Raw genomic sequence first — 15803 nt, 5'->3', positions numbered from 1 at the left:
GCCCTCACCTTCGTTCCATCGGGGGGACGGGGGTGGAGACACGGGCGAAACACGGGGGCGGGGAGAGTGGGGGCATGCGCGTACTGGTTGCCGAGGACGAGGAAGACCTGGCCGCCCTGGTGGCCATCGGGCTGCGGCGGGCCGGCTTCGCCGTCGACACCGTCCACAGCGGCGACGCCGCCCTCGCCCACCTGGATCTGCACGACTACGACGTCGTCGTCCTCGACCGCGACCTGCCGGGCGTCCACGGCGACGACGTGGCCCGCGCGCTGGTCACGGACGGCGCGCGCACCCGGATCCTGATGCTGACCGCCGCCTCCTCCACGGACGACCGGGTGGCCGGGCTGGACCTGGGCGCCGACGACTACCTCGGCAAACCGTTCGATTTCCCCGAGCTGGTCTCCCGGGTACGGGCGCTGCGACGGCGCAGCGCCCGGCCCGTACCGCCGCTCCTGGAGCGCGGGGGGCTGGTCATGGACACCGTGCGCAGGACCGCCGAGCGGGACGGACGGCGTCTGGACCTGTCGCCGAAGGAGTTCTCCGTGCTCCAGATCCTGCTGGAGGCGGACGGGGCGGTCGTCCCGGCCGAGGAGCTGCTGGAGCGGGCCTGGGACGCCCACGCCGATCCCTTCACCGGCGCGGTGCGGGTCTGTATGAGCAAACTGCGCGGCAAGCTGGGCGAGCCCTCGCCGATCCGGACGGTCCAGGGCGTGGGGTACGCGCTGTGATCGGCGCCGGTTCGACGATCCGGACCCGCATCGCCCTCGTGTACGGGGGCGCCTTCCTGGTCCTCGGGGGCTGCCTGCTCGCCGTCGTCTTCCTGCTCTCGCGGGCCGGTACGCGCGGGGAGGCCGACGCGATCGCCGCCGCCGCCGAGGCGGCCGGGCCGTTCCGGGACACCGTCCGGGTCGAGGGGGCCGGGCCGGGGACCCCGCTCCTGGAACCGGTCACCGCGTACCGGCTGACCGACACCGTCAGCCGGGCCGCCTCCGAGCAGATGCTGATGTGGTCGTGCGGCGCGCTGCTGGTCATCGCGGTGTGCGCGGTCTTCGTGGGGTGGTGGACGGCCGGGCGGGTGCTGCGTCCCGTCCACGCGATGACCGCCCGCGCCCGCACGCTCTCCGAACGCAATCTGCACGAGAGGATCGCGGCCGGCGGACCCGACGACGAGCTCAAGGAGCTGGGCGACACGATCGACGCGCTGCTGGCGCGGCTGGAGACGGCGTTCGACAGCCAGCGCCGGTTCATCGCGAACGCCTCCCATGAACTGCGGACCCCGCTGGCCACCCAGCGCACCGCGATCCAGGTGGGCCTGGACGCGGCCGTGCCCCCGGACCCCGAGGAGCTCGCGGCCGTGAAGCGGGTGCTGCTGGACAGCAACCGGCGCAGCGAGCGGCTGATCGACGGACTGCTGATGCTGGCGCGCGGCGAGCGGGGACTGGAGGAGCGGGCCGACGTGGACCTGGCGGAGGTCGTCGCGGAGGAGTGCGCCCGCCACGACGTGCCGTTCCCGAGGAGGAGCGGGGGCGCCGTGGGGCGGGGTGGTGGGCAGCCCGGCGGCGCGGTGACGGGCGGCGCGGTGAAGGGCGGCCCCGTGCGGGGCAGCCGGGTGCTGCTGGCGCAGCTGACGCGCAACCTGCTGGCCAACGCGGTGGCCTACAACGTACCCGGCGGGACCGTGGACGTGACGGTCGAGGGCGGCGTGCTCACGGTCGCCAACACCGGGCCGGTGATCGACGCGGACGCCGTCCCTGCGCTGTTCGAGCCGTTCCGGCGGGGCGAGGGGCGCGACCGGAGGGGGCCGGGGGCCGGGCTGGGGCTGTCCGCGGTCGATCGCGGTGGCGCACGGCGGAACGGTGACCGCCGAGCCGCGAGGGGAGGGCGGGGGCCTGATCGTGACGGTACGGTTGCCGACCGGCCAGGCCCCGGCGCCTCAGACGGTCCAGCGCGCGAGCGTCTCGCGGTAGAACGTGGCGTGCGGGACCTCGGCGGGGGTGGGGCCCGCGTGGAAGAAGCCCGTGTTCCCGGTCTCCTCCGCCTGGATCCTGCGGAGGTAGTCGAACGCCTTGGCGTCCTCCTCGCCGAACGCCACGAACTGCCAGAAGATCCCGCCGGCCTTCGCCGCGGCGTCGGTCAGCGCCTGGGTGGCCGCGGTCTTCGACTCGGGCGCGCCGTCCGTCTGGAACAGCACGAGAGCGGGGCGGTCGGCCGCCGCGGACTTCGCGTGCTGGTCCAGGACCTCCGCGATGGCACGGTCGTAGTTGGTCCGTCCCATCCGGCCGAGGGAGTTGTTCAGCTCCTCGATCCGTCCCTCGATGTCGTCGAGGGTGATCCGGCCGGTGCCGTCCATCTCGGTGGAGAAGAACACCACGGACACGGTGGCGTCCTCGTCGAGGTGCGCGGCGAGGGCGAGCGCCTGCTCGGCGAGGTGCTGGGCGCTGCCGTCCTTGTAGTACGACCGCATGGACCCGGACCGGTCCAGGACCAGATACACGGTGGCCCGCGTCCCGACGAGCCCGCGCTTCTTGAGGACGGCCCCGGCGGCCTTGTACGCGTCGACGACCCCCTGCGGCGCCCGCGACTTGACCCGGGCGAGCGGGACCGCGGGGCCGGCGGTGGCGGGCTCCGCAGCGGCGGGTTCCGAAACCGTCTCCTCGGCGGGCCGGCCGGTGGGCTGCTCGGTGGGCTGCTCCTCCGTCGTCTCCACGGCCTCGGACGCGGTGGCCTCGGCGGCGGGCGTTTCGTCGGCCGCCGCCGCATCGGCCGCCGGTTCGGCTTCGGCTGCGGGGACCTCGGCGGGCTCCTCGGCTGCGGCTTCGGCTTCGGGGGCCTCGGCTTCGGCTTCGGCGACCGCGGTGGCGGGCGCTTCTTCGGTCGCTTCGGCTGCGGGGGCCTCGGGCTCCGCCGCCTGGGCCTCGGCCGTCGCGTCGGTCTTCGCCTCGGCTTCGGGCGCCTTGGCGGGTTCCTCGGTCTCGGTCTCGGCCTCGGTCTTCGCCTCGGCTTCGCCGTCGGACGTGTCCGCCGCCGCCCCGGCGGGCTCCTCGGGCTGGGCCTTCGGCTCCGCCTCGGGCTCGGTGTCCGCCTCGGCGTCCGCCGTGGGAGCGGTCTCGGCGACCGCAACGGCCTCGGCGGCCTCCGCCGGCTCCTCGGGCTCGGCCTTCGCGTCGGCGACCGCAACGGCCTCGGCCTCCGCTGCGGGCTCGGGCTCGGGCTCGGCGACCGTAACGGCCTCGGCGGCCTCCGCCGGCTCCTCGGGCTCCGCCTCGGCCGTCGCCCCGGCGGCCTCCGCCGGCTTCTCCGCGTCCGGGGCCGTCGGTGCCGCGGTGCCGGTCTTCGGCGGGATCGTGGGCTCGTCCACCCGCTGGGCGGGAGGGGCCGCGGTCTCGGGCTCGTTCACCTGGGGCGCCGCGGGGGAGGAATCGCGGGCCGCCGGGACCGTCGGGCGGGTCGGCGCGGGGTTGTCGAAGGACGCCGCCACCAGGTCGGCGGCCGTCTGCTCGGCGGCCGACCGTTCCGCGGCCGTCTGCTCCGCCACCGACTTCTCCGCCGCCGACGGGGGCGTCGGGGACGGGACCGTCGCCGTGGGCTCCTCCGGCACAGTGCGTTCCGTCTGGGGCGGGACGGAGGCGGCCGCCGGCTCGTCACCCTCCGCACGATCGCGTCCAAACACCTTGCGCAGCAAGCTCCGAATGCCCATGGGCGATGCCTTTCGCATATTGGGTGCCGTATATGTCCGTACTGCTAGGAATCATCCCTGGCCAGGACGGACACGTAAGGTTAGCCGCCCCGAGTGGCGCGGAAAGGCAAGGGGCATTCGCGTCAACCCCGCCCCGGACGCCCCGGATTCATTCGTCGTTCATCTCACCGCCGCCGCCCTGCTGACGTGCCCGTTTAGCGTCACCGCCGGATGCAATAACCCGACACCATGTCGGCGCGGGGTGCGCCGAAGGAGGACGAAGTGCGCAAACTGCTGCCGTTGCTGAGCACCGACTCGCACGCGGGCGGTCGGTCCGCCCTCACCTGCCGCTACCGCTGCGGTGACGCCTGTTTCCACGAGGTGCCCAACACCAGCGACAACGAGTACGTCGGTGACGTCATAGCCGGTGCGCTGTCGAGACGTTCGATGATGCGCGCCGCCGCCGTCGTGACCGTCGCCACCGCCGCCGGCGGCGCCGTCGCCCTGCGGAGCGCCGCCCCCGCGCAGGCCGCGCCCGCCGCGCACCGGCAGCCCGGCAGGACCGAGGGCGCCCGCGGCCTGCGGTTCGCCGCCGTGGCACCCAACAAGAACGACAAGGTCACCGTCCCCGACGGTTACGCCCAGAGCGTGGTCATCCGCTGGGGCGAGCCCATCCTGCGCGGGGCGCCCGCCTTCGACGCCGACCGGCAGACCGCCGCGGCGCAGGCCGGGCAGTTCGGCTACAACAACGACTTCCTGTCCCTGCTCCCGCTCCGGGGCGAGCACGGACGCCAGGTGCTCGTCGCCAACCACGAGTACACCGACGAGATCCTGATGTTCAAGGGATACGACCCCGAGAACCCGACCCGCGAGCAGGTGGAGATCGCCTGGGCCGCGCACGGTCTGTCCGTGGTCGTCGTCCAGGAGGAGCACCGCTCCGGCCGGCTCACGCCCGTCACCCGCCATCCGGTCAACCGCCGGCTCACCGCCACGAGCGAGTTCCGGCTCACCGGCCCGGCGGCGGGCGGCGCCCTGCTGCGCACCTCCGCCGACCCGTCCGGCCGCACGGTGTACGGCACGCTCAACAACTGTGCGGGCGGCACCACGCCGTGGGGCACCACCCTGCACGGCGAGGAGAACTTCAACCAGTACTTCGCCAACGGGTCCAGTGCCACCGACAAGCGGTACGGCATCGGCACCGGCGCCACCGAGCGCAAGTGGGAGCGGTTCGACAAGCGCTTCGACGTGAAGCAGGAGCCGAACGAGCCGCACCGGTTCGGCTGGGTCGTCGAGCTCGACCCGTACGACCCCGACTCCACCCCCCGCAAGCGCACCGCGCTCGGCCGTTTCAAGCACGAGGCCGCCCAGCCCCGCCTGACCGCCGACGGACGCCCCGTCGTCTACATGGGTGACGACGAGCGGTTCGACTACTTCTACAAGTTCGTGTCGAGCAAGCGGATGAAGAAGGGCACCAGCCGCGCCGCCCGCGAACACAACCTGACGCTGCTCGACGAGGGCACCCTGTACGTCGCCAAGCTGACCGGCGACTCGCCCGGCCAGATCGACGGCACGGGCAAGCTGCCCGACGACGGCGAGTTCGACGGCTCCGGTGTGTGGATCCCGCTCGCGACCGGCGACGTCTCGCACGTCCCCGGCATGACCGCCGAGGAGGTGTACGTCTTCACCCGCCTCGCCGGCGACAAGGTGGGCGCCACGAAGATGGACCGCCCCGAGGACGTGGAGCCGTCCCCCCGTACCGGCCGGGTGTACGTCGCCCTGACGAACAACTCCGACCGGGGCAAGGCCGGCAAGGCGGCGGCCGACGAGGCCAACCCTCGCAACCTCAACAAGCACGGGCAGATCCTGGAGCTCGCCGAGCACTGGGACGACCCGGCGGGCGACGGCTTCGCCTGGCGGCTGTTCCTCGTCGCCGGCGACCCGAACGACCCGGCGACGTACTTCGCGGGCTTCCCCAAGGAGAAGGTCAGCCCGATCTCCTGCCCCGACAACGTCGCCTTCGACCCGCACGGCAACCTGTGGATCTCCACGGACGGCAACCAGCTCGGCTCGCACGACGGCCTGTTCGGTGTGGCCACCCGGGGCGAGCGCCGTGGTGAGCTCAAGCAGTTCCTGACCGTGCCGACCGGCGCGGAGACCTGTGGGCCGATCATCCAGGACCGGCGCGTCCTGGTCGCCGTGCAGCACCCGGGTGAGGTCGACGGGGCGTCCGTCGAGAAGCCCGCGTCCAGCTGGCCCGACGGGCCGGGCAGGATCGTCCGCCCGTCGGTCGTCGCGGTCTACCGCAAGGACGGCGGCGACATCGGCGTGTAGCACCGCCTCACGGAGTGGCGCGGACCTGTTCGCGCCACTTCGTGAACTGCTCCACCGGGTCGCCCGTGTACGACCACGGCACCCATGACGCCCGCGCCCCGAGCAGCTCGAACAGGCCCCGGGCCTCCTCCGTCAGGCCCGCGTGACAGGCGGCGTGCGTGAGGTAGTTGAGGGGCTCGACCTCCTCGGGGCGCACCGGGCCGGGCTTCCGTCCGGTGATCCAGCGCTCCCAGGTCCGCCGGACCTCCGTCGCCGCCAGCTCGTGCTTCCAGTGCTGGTCGAACCCGCGGACCGGGCCCCGTCCACGGGCGCCGTCCGCGATGTACCGGTACTCCTCGACCCGGGCGATCTGCACCAGCACCGGCAGGGGCGAGCCCGGGGGCGCGACCCCGGCCGCGTCCCGCGCGAAGTCGTACATCGAGCCGTGCGTTCCGTGCCACCGCGCCGACCAGTACCGCAGCAGCTGCACATGGCCCTCCAGGTTGTGCGGGTCGCGGCGGCGCAACTCGTCCCACCAGCCGCGCAGTTCCCGTCGGCCGACCCCGTCGTCGTACAGCCGCGCGACCGTCATCAGCGACACCCACGGCATCGGGTCGGCGGGCCGGGCGTCGGCCGCGATGAGGCAGGTCATGACCGTGGCGTCGAGCCGCGCCCGGTCCATGGCCGTGCCGCGCCCGGCCGAGATCGCCTGGTTGAAGACCCGTACCACCTCGGTCGCGGCGCGCAGCACGGCCGCGTCGGGATCCTCGGGCTCGGCCGCCCGCCACGCCTCGACGGCGGAGCTGCCCGCCGCGGCGTGGGCCAGCAGCCTCAGCCGGTGCGTACGGCGGGCCCAGCAGTCACCGGTGGAGCGCAGCAGATCGCGGACGCCCTGCCAGCGGCCGATGATGATGTCGTGGCGCGCCTCGGTCAGCGCGCGGTCCCCGAAGTCCGGGTCGAAGTCCGGCTCGAAGCGTACGGAGCGGCGGCGTGCGGCCATCCCCTCCCTCCTTCCCCTCACCAAGCACTACGTAGGAAGCACCGGAAGCGTCGAACACACCGGTGGACCGGCGTCCGCGGCTCCCTCCCGGGTGACCGTCGGGCACGGGCGGTCACCGGTCACACACATGGAGACGTGAAAAATCAGAAATCGGTCGCGAGGACTTCGTTCTCGTTGCCCTGACGGCATGTGCGGGAGGCGTCGTACGGCGCCGCAGCGGCCATGGCGCGCGTCGCGTCCAGCCTGGCCGGACGGTAGTACGGACTCCCCTTGTGCCAGTACCAGAGCATCGGGACGACCCCCGCCGCCAGCCCGCCCAGCCCGATCGCGACCGAGGCGGCGCCCAGTTCCCCCAAAGACTCGAAGAACACCCAGAACATGAAGGCCGAGCCGAGCAGCGGCCACACCCCGCCGAGCAGGAAGTCCCGCGCGGTCCGCAGCAGCATGCCCCGGTACGCGACCACCGCGGCGATCCCCGCGAGTCCGTAGTAGAAGGCGATCTGGAGCCCCATGGCGCTGACCGCCGCGGACAGGATCTCGCCCACCGTGCCGAGCGCGGTCACGGCCACGAACATCACCAGGGCCACCGCGCCGACGACGGCGATCGCCACCCAGGGAGTGTTCCAGCGCCGGTGCACGGCGCCGAGCGCGGACGGCATCGTCCGGTCCCTGCCCATCGCGAACAGGGAGCGCGTCACCTGGATGAGGGTGGTCTCCAGGGTGGCGACGGTGGACAGCAGTACCGCCACGATCAGCAGCTTCCCGCCGACGCCCGGCCAGACCACGTCCCCGAGGAGGGTCAGTACGTTCGCCCCGCCCGCGTCGATCGCACCGGCGGACAGGATGACGTTGACGGCGATGGTGAACGCCTCGAAGAGGAGGAAGACGACGCCGATGCCCACGAGCGCGGCCAGACCGGCCGTGCGGCGGCTGTCGCGGGTCTCCTCACTGAGGTTGCTGGTGACGTCCCAGCCCCAGTAGTAGAACGCCGCGATCAGCGCGCCGGACGCGAACCCGGACGCCCCCTCGAAGTGCCCGAAGCCCAGCCAGGACCAGTCGAAGGCGACCGACGTCCCCCGGTGCGCGAGCGCGACCAGCACGAACAGCAGCAGGATCAGCAGCTCGACGCCCGACATGATCAGCTGCGCCCGTACGGTGATCCTCGCGCCGCCGAGGACGACCAGCAGCATCATCAGGAACCAGCCGGCGCCGACGGCGGTCGCCGTCGCGGTGCTGTCCGCGAGCCCCGGGGCGAACAGGCTGAGCGTCATCTGCCCGGCGGGCAGTGAACCGGCGACCATGAAGAGGGTCGCGGCGACGACCAGCGCCCAGCCGGAGAGGAACCCGAGGAAGGGGTGGAGGGTGCGGCCCACCCAGGAGTAACTGGCGCCCGCGTTGACGTCGATGCGGCCGAGACGGCTGAAGGACAGGACGATGCCCAGCATCGGGATCGCGCAGTAGAGGAGTGCGGCCGGCGCCGCCAGGCCGACGGCGCCGACGAGCACGGCGGTCGTCGCGGCCAGTGAGTAGGCGGGCGCACTGCCCGCCACCGCCATCACGATCGTGTCGAGCGTACCGAGGACATTGGGCTGGAGCCCTCGGCCTTGAATGCTGCGCATGGCGAATGTCCTTGGATGGCAGGGCATATGGCGGTAGGTCACGAGCAGGACCCGCATGTGACGGCATACCGGAGCATGCGCCCGCACATGGGGATCCTGCGCATCGTAGTCGTGAGCCACAGCACCGGTGACGTCACCCGGAAGGATGAAATCCGGGGTGCGAAAAGCGGCTGCTCAGAGAGTTTTCAGGGATTCAAGGCGCTGTCGGCGTCCCGTCCACGCCCCGTCCACGCGCTGTTGGAGCGGTGTCCATGGGGGCCCGCTCCGGGCTCTTCGGCCGCTGGTCCCGGCTCCGTTCGCGCGGCCCGGGGGCCGTTCGTGGCGGGGGCCGTTCGTGCCGGTGTCGTTCGTGGCGGGGACGGTTCGTACCGGGTACCGGTCATGCCGGTGTCGTTCATGCCGGGCGCCGGTCATGCCGGGGGTGAGGCGATCGAGCGTGCCGCGCGGACCTCCTGGCGCAGCGCGTCGAGTACGCCTTCCTCGTCGCCCTCCAACCGGGCGCGCACCTCCACCAGGACGTCGCTCTCGCGCAGTCCGGCGGCCAGTTCGCGCAGTTGCCGCGTGATGTCGGCGACCTCGGCGGCGGCCGGGGGCGGGGCGCCGTGGTTCACCCGGACCCGGGCGGCCGTCGTCGCGTCCACGATCCGCTCGACGGCGACGACCAGCGGCCACCAGGCGGCGGCCCGCAGGCCGGTGGGCGGCGGCTCGGTCAGGGCGCGCTGGAACTCGCTGCGCACGGTCGACAGATCGCGGTAGAGCCGTCGCCGGGCCCGCAGCCGCCCGCTCTGGTCGACGTCTGTGCCGGGGCCGAACGCCCGGGACACGTACTGCGCGGTGTCGGCGACCGTGTCCGCGAGCCGGTCGCCGATCCGGGTGTGCCAGCTCTCCGGCCACAGCAGGTAGCCGAAGACCAGCACGATCGCGCACCCCAGCAGCGAGTCCCAAAGGCGTGGCAGCACCAGGCCGAAGCCCTCGTGGCCGAGGAGGTCGGACAGGAGCAGGATCACCGGGGTGACCGCGGCGGTCTGGAACGCGAACCCCTTCGCGGACACCGCCGGGATCAGCGCCGCCAGCACCATCATGACCGGCACGAGCCACCAGCCGCGTTCCACCTCCGCCAGCACGGCCGCCGCCACCAGCAGTCCGGCCGCCGTGCCCAGGGCGCGCAGCACGGCCCGCGAGAAGACCGAACCGAAGTCCGGCTTCAGTACGAAGGTGACGGTGAGCGCGACCCAGTACGAACGGGGGACGGTGATCGCCGACCCCAGGGACTGGGCGAGCCCGATGCACAGCGCGAGGCGCAGTCCGTACCGCCATGAGGCGCCCGAGAACAGCACCCCGCGGGTGACGCGGCGGATCCGGATGCCGAGGGCGGCGGGGCGGCCGAGCCGGTCGTCGATGTTGAAGGGGTCGGGCTCGGCCTCGTGGACGACGGTGGCGGCGTGGCGCAGGGCGTGGTCGACGGCCCGTTCGGAGGGGGTGGTGGGCTGCGGCAGGGCGAGTCCGGCGACCGGTTCCTCGTGGTCCGCTTCGACGGCCGGCCGGCCGCTGCGGACGGGACCGTCCGATGGGCCGTCGCCCGGGCCGGCCGGCCGTCCGGTCGTGCGGGCGGGCCGGGCGGGCGGCCGCGTTCCACGGCCGTGGCCAGGCCCGCGACGGCCGCCGGGATCGCGGCGGGCAGCGGACGGCCGCGCAGATGGGCGGCGGGGGCCGCCTCGATGACCGGGATGAGCGCGTTGAGCTGGGCGAGCAGGCGCACCTGGGCCGGGCTGCGGCCGCTGTCCCGGGCGCGGCGGGCGAGCGCCAGGTCGTAGGCGGTGTCCAGGGCCAGGGTGACGGCCCGGCGCTTCTCGTCGTACGCGGGTGTACCGGCCGCGGCCAGCAGGTCGGCGACGGCCCGGTAGGTGGCGGCCACCGCGGCCCGTTCCGGCACACCGCCGCGCAGGGGCCAGCCGAGCAGGGTGAGGACGAGGACCAGGAGGCCGCCGGCCAGGAGCAGCAAGGGCGCCGTCCACCAGGGGCTGGGCAGCGGGATCCCGGCGCCGACCACGGAGTTGAGGAGCAGCAGCAGGCCCGAGACGGAGGCCACCGCGCCGATCGACGAGATCATCCCGGACACCAGCGCGATGAGGGTGAGCACCCCGACCGCCGCCCACCCCTGGCCGTGGACGAGCGTGCCGAGCGTGAGGCCGGCCGCGCCGAAGAGCTGCGGTACGGCGATGTTGTAGACCCGCATCCGGTAGGCGTCCGCGGTGTCGCCGATGACTCCGGACATGGCGCCCATGGAGACCAGCGCGCCGTACTCCGGCCGGCCGGAGGCGAAGCCCACCGCGAGGGGCGCGGCCAGCGCGACGGAGGCGCGGACCACGGCCGGCCACGGCACCGGTGCCTCCTGCGGGCGCAGTCCGCGCGTCAGCCACTCGGGCGGGGCGAGCCGGGCCGGCCGGCGCGGTGGCGGGGTGTCCACGCCGCTCAGCCGCGGTAGCCCTCGACCTCGCCGGGCGGGCGGACCGCCGCGCTGCCGGGGTCCTCGCCGAACTCGGACTTGGCGCGCCGCTGCCGCAACAGGTCCCAGCACTGGTCCAGTTGTACTTCCAGGGCCTGCAGCCGCACGCGCTCGTCCCCGGTCAGACCGCCGGTGCGGTCGCGCAGGGCGCGCTCCTCGCGGACGAGCGCACCGATGTGGTCGAGGATCTGCTCGTTCTCCATGACCTCCACCTTCCCGGATCAGGGGCCGCCGTGCAGGTCGAGGTCCACCAGCAGGGCCCGGTGGTCGGTGCGCGGCAGCGGGAGGAAGCGGGCGCCGCGCACCGAGAAGTCCTCGCTGACCAGGACGTGGTCGATCTGGACGTACGGCGGCACCGGCCCGCCCTGCGGCCAGGACGGGGTGCGGGCGGCGCCGCCGAGCCGGGCGGCGTCGTGCAGGGAGCCGGAGTCGAGCACGGCGCGGAAGGCGGCGTGGTCCTGGGAGGCGTTGAAGTCCCCGGCGAGGAGCGTGGGGCCGCCCGCGTGTCCGGCCGCGAAGGCCGCCACCCGGCCGAGCTCGCGCTTCCACACGTCCACCTGCCCCGGCACCGGCGGCATCGGGTGGGCGAGCTGGAGGCGTACGTCCTTCCCGGCGATCCGCGCCGTGGCGCCGGGCATGCCCAGCGTGCCGGTCAGCGCGGGCTCCCCGGTGAGCGGGTGGGAGCTGAGGATCAGCGAGCCGGCCGGTCCGGCCTCCGGGGCGTCGGCGCGATGGGGGTGGCCGGCGCGCAGCGCGTCGGTGAGCACATCGGCGCAGCCCGGATCGCACTCCGACACGAAGACCAGGGCGGGGCGCTCGCGGCGGATGGCGTCGAGCAGCTCGGGGGCCGCCCGGCCGAACTCGACGTTGGCGGCCAGTACGCGCAGCTGCGCGACGACCGGCCCGTGGGCGCGTGTGCGGTCCGGACCGTAGGGCTGGGCGTACCAGCCGGTGACGGCGAGGGCGACGGCGGCCCATGCGATCAGGAGGGGGCGGCGGGCGGCCAGGGCGAGCAGCAGGGCGAGGCCGGCGGGGACGGTGAGCCAGGGGAGGAAGGAGAGGAGTTGCGGTACGGGAGTGATGGCGTCGGTGCCGCCCGTCCGGCAGACGGCCACGACGGTCGGCCCGGCGAGCAGGGGCCCCGCGGCCCAGGCCGCTCCACGCCGCCAGGTGCGGGGCCCGGTCCGGGGCAGCCGAGGGTCCTGAGCCGTACGCACGCTGTCCAACAGGCCGCCTCCGCAGTCTCGGTGTCCCGGGGAATCCTCCCCCGGGGGGAAGGGCGCGATGCGGCGGGGGAGACGTTCGGGCGGGGTGCGGCCCCCCCGCCCGACGCGTCCGGCCGGCGGCACGCGGGCGAAAGGGGCTTGCCCTTCACATCCTGGATATCTAATATCCAGGATATGAAGATGAGCGAGGGCGTGGAGTGGGCCCTGCACAGCTGCCTCAACCTGGCCTGGATCGGGCCGGAGCGAGCCGTGAAGGCCGCCCGTCTCGCGGCCTACCACGAACTGCCCGCCGCCTACCTCAACAAGCAGCTCCAGGCCCTCGTCAGGGCCGGCATCGTCACCTCGGTCTCCGGACCCAGGGGCGGATTCCGGCTGGCGCGGCCGCTCGCACGGATCACGCTGATGGACGTGGTCGCGGCGATCGAGGGGCCGGAGGAGGCGTTCCGCTGCGCCGAGATCCGGCAGCAGGGGCCGGGCGCCGCGCCGCCGGGCGGCCCGCGGTGCGCCATCGCGGGCGCCATGGGGCGGGCGGAGCTGGCCTGGCGGCGCGAACTGGCGGCCCACACCCTCGAATCCGTACGGCAGCGGGCCGAGGAACAGGCACCGGACGCGCCCGAGCGCGTCCGCCGGTGGTTCGCCGGCTGAGGACGACCGCCGCGCGGGCGGTAAGGGAGACCTCGCACGCACCGCGCGGCCCGCACGCCCTGCACCACCGCAGGTACAAGCCCCGCACCGCCACAGGTGCAGCCACGCACCACACCGGAACCACGCAACCCACCGGACGTACGGGAAGGAAGCATCCGTCATGAGCGACGAGCGCACTCTCACCAATCCCGCTGGACTGCACGACCCCACCCCCTTCGGCTACAACCACGCCGCCTCCGCGCCCGGCGAACCGGTCTTCATCGGCGGGCAGTACGCCTCCGACGCGACCGGTCAGGTCGTGCCGGGCGACTTCGCCGCCCAGGTGGAACTGGCCTTCGGCAATCTGCGCACCGCGCTGGCGGCCGTCGGTCTCGGCTTCGAGCACGTCGTGCGCCTCGGCTCGTACATCGTCGACCACGACCTGGCGAAGCTGGAGGTCCTGGGCAAGGCGCTGCACGCCGGCTGGGGCGACCGGCTGCCGGCGCAGACGCTCAGCGGCGTGGCGTCGCTGGCGCTGCCCGGGATGCTCTTCGAGGTCGACGCGGTCGCGGTCCGTCCCGCCGCTCCCGCCGGGTGACGGGACCGCCGGGAGGCCGGGCCCCGGCCGCGGCTGATCCACTTGCCGGGGGCGGGGCGGGGGTGTGCTCTTGGATGGTGGGGGTCAGTGGGAAGGAGCTCCGCGATGGCCGCACAGGTAACGGTGCCCGCACGGCACGGACGTCCGTCGGACCGTCCGCACGGTCATGGACGCACCGCGTTGGTCTGGTCCGCAGCCCTCGGCATCTTCTACGGCTTCTACGCGCAGTTCCTCCAGCGCTCCGGCGAGGGCCCGGTCACCGGCGGCCAGGTGGTGCTCGGAGTGGTCAGCGCGGTGGTCTTCGGGGCCCTCTGCTACGGCCTGGCGCGGGTGCGCGGGTCGCTGCCGCGTGAAGTGCGCGCGGGAGCGTTCGGGGCGCTGGCCGGGATCTCGGTCGGTTTCCTCCACAGCCTCACCGGCGCGAGCATCCTGACGGCGGTGGTGCTGGGGCTGATCCTGGCGGGCGCCGTCTCGTTGGGCATGTTCTACGCCTTCTACACGCACGAGTGACATCCCGGCGATGGCCCCGGCGCGACCGCCGGGGCCATCGTTCTCGTCAGCGGCCGTCAGCGGCCGTCAGCGGCCGGGCGTGCGCCGAGCCGCGACCGGTCGGCCCGCCCTCACACCTCGCCGCGCACCACGACCACGGGGCATGGTGCGTGCTGGGTGACGTGCAGGCCGACCGAGCCCAGGACGGCCGCCTTGAAGCCGCTGTAGCCGCGGTCCCCCACCACCAGCAGGTCGGCTCCCGCGGCCCGGTCCACCAGCGCCTGCGCGGGGTGGCCGGCCACCACGACCCGTTCGACGGCCGCCGCCGTCGCCTCGTCGAGCCCGGCCGCCACCGCCTCGTCCAGGGTCTGCCGGGCGATCGTCTCCGGGTCGAAATCCGGGGGCCAGCCCGGCGCCGCGCCCGCCCACCCGGTCGCCGGGTACTCCCAGCCGGTCACCACCTCCAGCGTCGCCCCGGTCAGGGCGGCCTGCCGGGCAGCCCACCTCAGCGCCTTCAGGGACGGTTCCGAGCCGTCCACGCCCACCACGATCCTGCCTGCTGTCATGCCGACGGCCTCCACCTTCGTCGTCCGGTGTACCGGGACGGGTCGTTGTGCACGCGTCTACCCGAAGGGGATCAGTCGACCCGCAGCCGGGCGAGCTGCTGCGCGAACGGCACGAGGTCATCACCGAACGCCTCACGGAGACCGCCCGCACCGGTGCCGCCCTCCGGCCGCCGGCCGATGCCGCCCTCCGGCCGTCCGCCGTCCCGCACGCCGACCGGGCCCTCGGTCCGGTGGACCACCGGGCGGCCCGCCATCAGCTCGGCGAGCTCGCCGCCGGCCCGGACGATCCGCGACGGCAGGCCGTCGGTCGGCCCGTCCCCGGCGGAACCCCAGTCCTCGGACGCCGCGAACACGGCGGTGGGAACCACCAGCGCCCGCAGGTAGGCGAAGAGCGGCCGCAGGGCGTGTTCCAGCACCAGGGAGTGCCGCGAGGTGCCGCCGGTCGCCGCGATCAGTACCGGCTTCCCGGCCAGCGCGTCCTTGTCGACCAGGTCGAAGAAGGACTTGAACAGACCGCTGTACGAGGCGGTGAAGACGGGCGTCACCGCGATCACCCCGTCCGCATCGGTCACCGCGTCGAGCGCGGCCCCGAGCGCGGGCGGCGGGAAGCCGCTGACCAGGTTCTTCGCGATGTCGACGGCCAGGTCGCGCAGTTCGACGACCTCCACCTCCACGGGCCGCCCGGCCTCCGCCAGGCCGGCGCGTACGGCGTCGGCGAGACGGTCGGCCAGCAGCCGGGTGGACGAGGGGCGGCTCAGCCCCGCGGAGACGACGGTCAGCCTCATGACGCGGACACCTCCTTCTCGGTACGGGCTTCACGGGCTTCCTGCCCGGTAAGGGGCGCGGCCCCCAGGGCGGGGTGCAGCGGGGCGGTCTCCGGCACGCCGGCCGGCCGCAGGGCGGCGAACTCCTTGCGCAGGACGGGCACGACCTCCTCGCCGAGGATGTCGAGCTGCTCCAGGACGGTCCTGAGCGGCAGGCCCGCGTGGTCCATCAGGAACAGCTGCCGCTGGTAGTCGCCCACGGCCTCGCGGAAACCGAGGGTCCGCTCGATGACCTGCTGCGGGGAGCCGACGGTGAGCGGGGTCTGCTCGGTGAACTCCTCCAGGGACGGGCCGTGTCCGTAGACCGGCGCGTTGTCGAAGTACGGACGGAACTCCCGTACGGCGTCCTGCGAGTTGCGGCGCAT

12 protein-coding genes and 3 pseudogenes are annotated in these 15803 nt (G+C 73.9%); 6 read left to right on the top strand and 9 right to left on the bottom strand.

Going from position 1 to position 15803, the window contains the following annotated elements:
• The first annotated feature begins 74 nt into the window (after nucleotides 1–74).
• Nucleotides 75–728 (top strand): response regulator transcription factor, encoded by a 654-nt coding sequence (locus PUR26_RS02430; RefSeq protein WP_329868640.1) that lies wholly within the window; start codon nucleotides 75–77, stop codon nucleotides 726–728.
• Nucleotides 725–1967: pseudogene (locus PUR26_RS02425) on the top strand (sensor histidine kinase). The gene PUR26_RS02430 and the pseudogene PUR26_RS02425 overlap by 4 nt, the downstream one beginning before the upstream one ends.
• Here PUR26_RS02425 and PUR26_RS02420 read toward each other — a convergent pair.
• Nucleotides 1934–3598 carry a VWA domain-containing protein gene (locus PUR26_RS02420; RefSeq protein WP_329868639.1) on the bottom strand — a complete coding sequence of 555 codons (1665 nt, stop codon included), beginning with the start codon at nucleotides 3596–3598 and terminating at the stop codon, nucleotides 1934–1936. The pseudogene PUR26_RS02425 and the gene PUR26_RS02420 overlap by 34 nt on opposite strands.
• 360 nt (nucleotides 3599–3958) lie before the next feature.
• On the opposite strand from PUR26_RS02420, the gene PUR26_RS02415 reads away from it, so the two are divergent.
• Complete coding sequence (locus tag PUR26_RS02415) at nucleotides 3959–6007, top strand: PhoX family protein (RefSeq protein WP_329868637.1); 2049 nt, start codon at nucleotides 3959–3961, stop codon at nucleotides 6005–6007.
• Nucleotides 6008–6014: 7 nt separating this feature from the next.
• Here PUR26_RS02415 and PUR26_RS02410 read toward each other — a convergent pair whose 3' ends face one another.
• The 5 genes and pseudogenes from PUR26_RS02410 to PUR26_RS02390 form a co-directional block, all read right to left on the bottom strand.
• Nucleotides 6015–6986, bottom strand: a complete 972-nt coding sequence (locus PUR26_RS02410; RefSeq protein WP_329868635.1) for a hypothetical protein — start codon at nucleotides 6984–6986, stop codon at nucleotides 6015–6017.
• A 143-nt stretch (nucleotides 6987–7129) separates the two neighbouring features.
• The gene (locus tag PUR26_RS02405) at nucleotides 7130–8605 is read right to left on the bottom strand and encodes an APC family permease (protein WP_329868634.1); all 1476 of its coding nucleotides are present in this window, start codon (nucleotides 8603–8605) and stop codon (nucleotides 7130–7132) included.
• Nucleotides 8606–9015: 410 nt separating this feature from the next.
• Nucleotides 9016–11072, bottom strand: a pseudogene (locus tag PUR26_RS02400) (FUSC family protein).
• 5 nt (nucleotides 11073–11077) lie between these two features.
• Complete coding sequence (locus PUR26_RS02395; RefSeq protein ID WP_329868633.1) at nucleotides 11078–11314, bottom strand: DUF2630 family protein; 237 nt, start codon at nucleotides 11312–11314, stop codon at nucleotides 11078–11080.
• Between the two features lie 18 nt (nucleotides 11315–11332).
• A complete protein-coding gene (locus PUR26_RS02390; protein ID WP_329868688.1) occupies nucleotides 11333–12328 on the bottom strand; it encodes an endonuclease/exonuclease/phosphatase family protein in 996 nt (331 codons plus the stop codon).
• Nucleotides 12329–12517: 189 nt separating this feature from the next.
• Here PUR26_RS02390 and PUR26_RS02385 point away from each other — a divergent pair, with 189 nt between their 5' ends.
• The 3 genes from PUR26_RS02385 (at nucleotide 12518) to PUR26_RS02375 (ending at nucleotide 14069) form a co-directional block, all read left to right on the top strand.
• Nucleotides 12518–12982, top strand: a complete 465-nt coding sequence (locus PUR26_RS02385) for an RrF2 family transcriptional regulator (RefSeq protein WP_329868686.1) — start codon at nucleotides 12518–12520, stop codon at nucleotides 12980–12982.
• A 160-nt stretch (nucleotides 12983–13142) separates the two neighbouring features.
• Entirely contained in the window at nucleotides 13143–13559 is a 417-nt protein-coding gene (locus tag PUR26_RS02380) for a RidA family protein (RefSeq protein WP_329868631.1), read from the top strand.
• 105 nt (nucleotides 13560–13664) lie between these two features.
• Nucleotides 13665–14069 (top strand): hypothetical protein, encoded by a 405-nt coding sequence (locus PUR26_RS02375; protein ID WP_329868629.1) that lies wholly within the window; start codon nucleotides 13665–13667, stop codon nucleotides 14067–14069.
• A gap of 110 nt (nucleotides 14070–14179) precedes the next feature.
• On the opposite strand, the gene PUR26_RS02370 is transcribed toward PUR26_RS02375, so the two are convergent.
• The 3 genes and pseudogenes from PUR26_RS02370 to PUR26_RS02360 form a co-directional block, all read right to left on the bottom strand.
• Entirely contained in the window at nucleotides 14180–14614 is a 435-nt protein-coding gene (locus PUR26_RS02370; protein WP_329868627.1) for a universal stress protein, read from the bottom strand.
• Nucleotides 14615–14685: 71 nt separating this feature from the next.
• Nucleotides 14686–15399, bottom strand: a complete 714-nt coding sequence (locus PUR26_RS02365; RefSeq protein WP_443076942.1) for an FMN reductase — start codon at nucleotides 15397–15399, stop codon at nucleotides 14686–14688.
• Nucleotides 15396–15803, bottom strand: a pseudogene (locus tag PUR26_RS02360) (5,10-methylene tetrahydromethanopterin reductase); the annotation flags it as partial. The pseudogene PUR26_RS02360 and the gene PUR26_RS02365, both read right to left, overlap by 4 nt.

Source organism: Streptomyces sp. SP18CS02, from assembly GCF_036322365.1.
Taxonomy (GTDB): Bacteria; Actinomycetota; Actinomycetes; order Streptomycetales; family Streptomycetaceae; genus Streptomyces.
The sequence above is the reverse complement of the archived record's forward strand: the minus strand, read 5'-3'. Positions and strand labels throughout refer to the sequence as shown.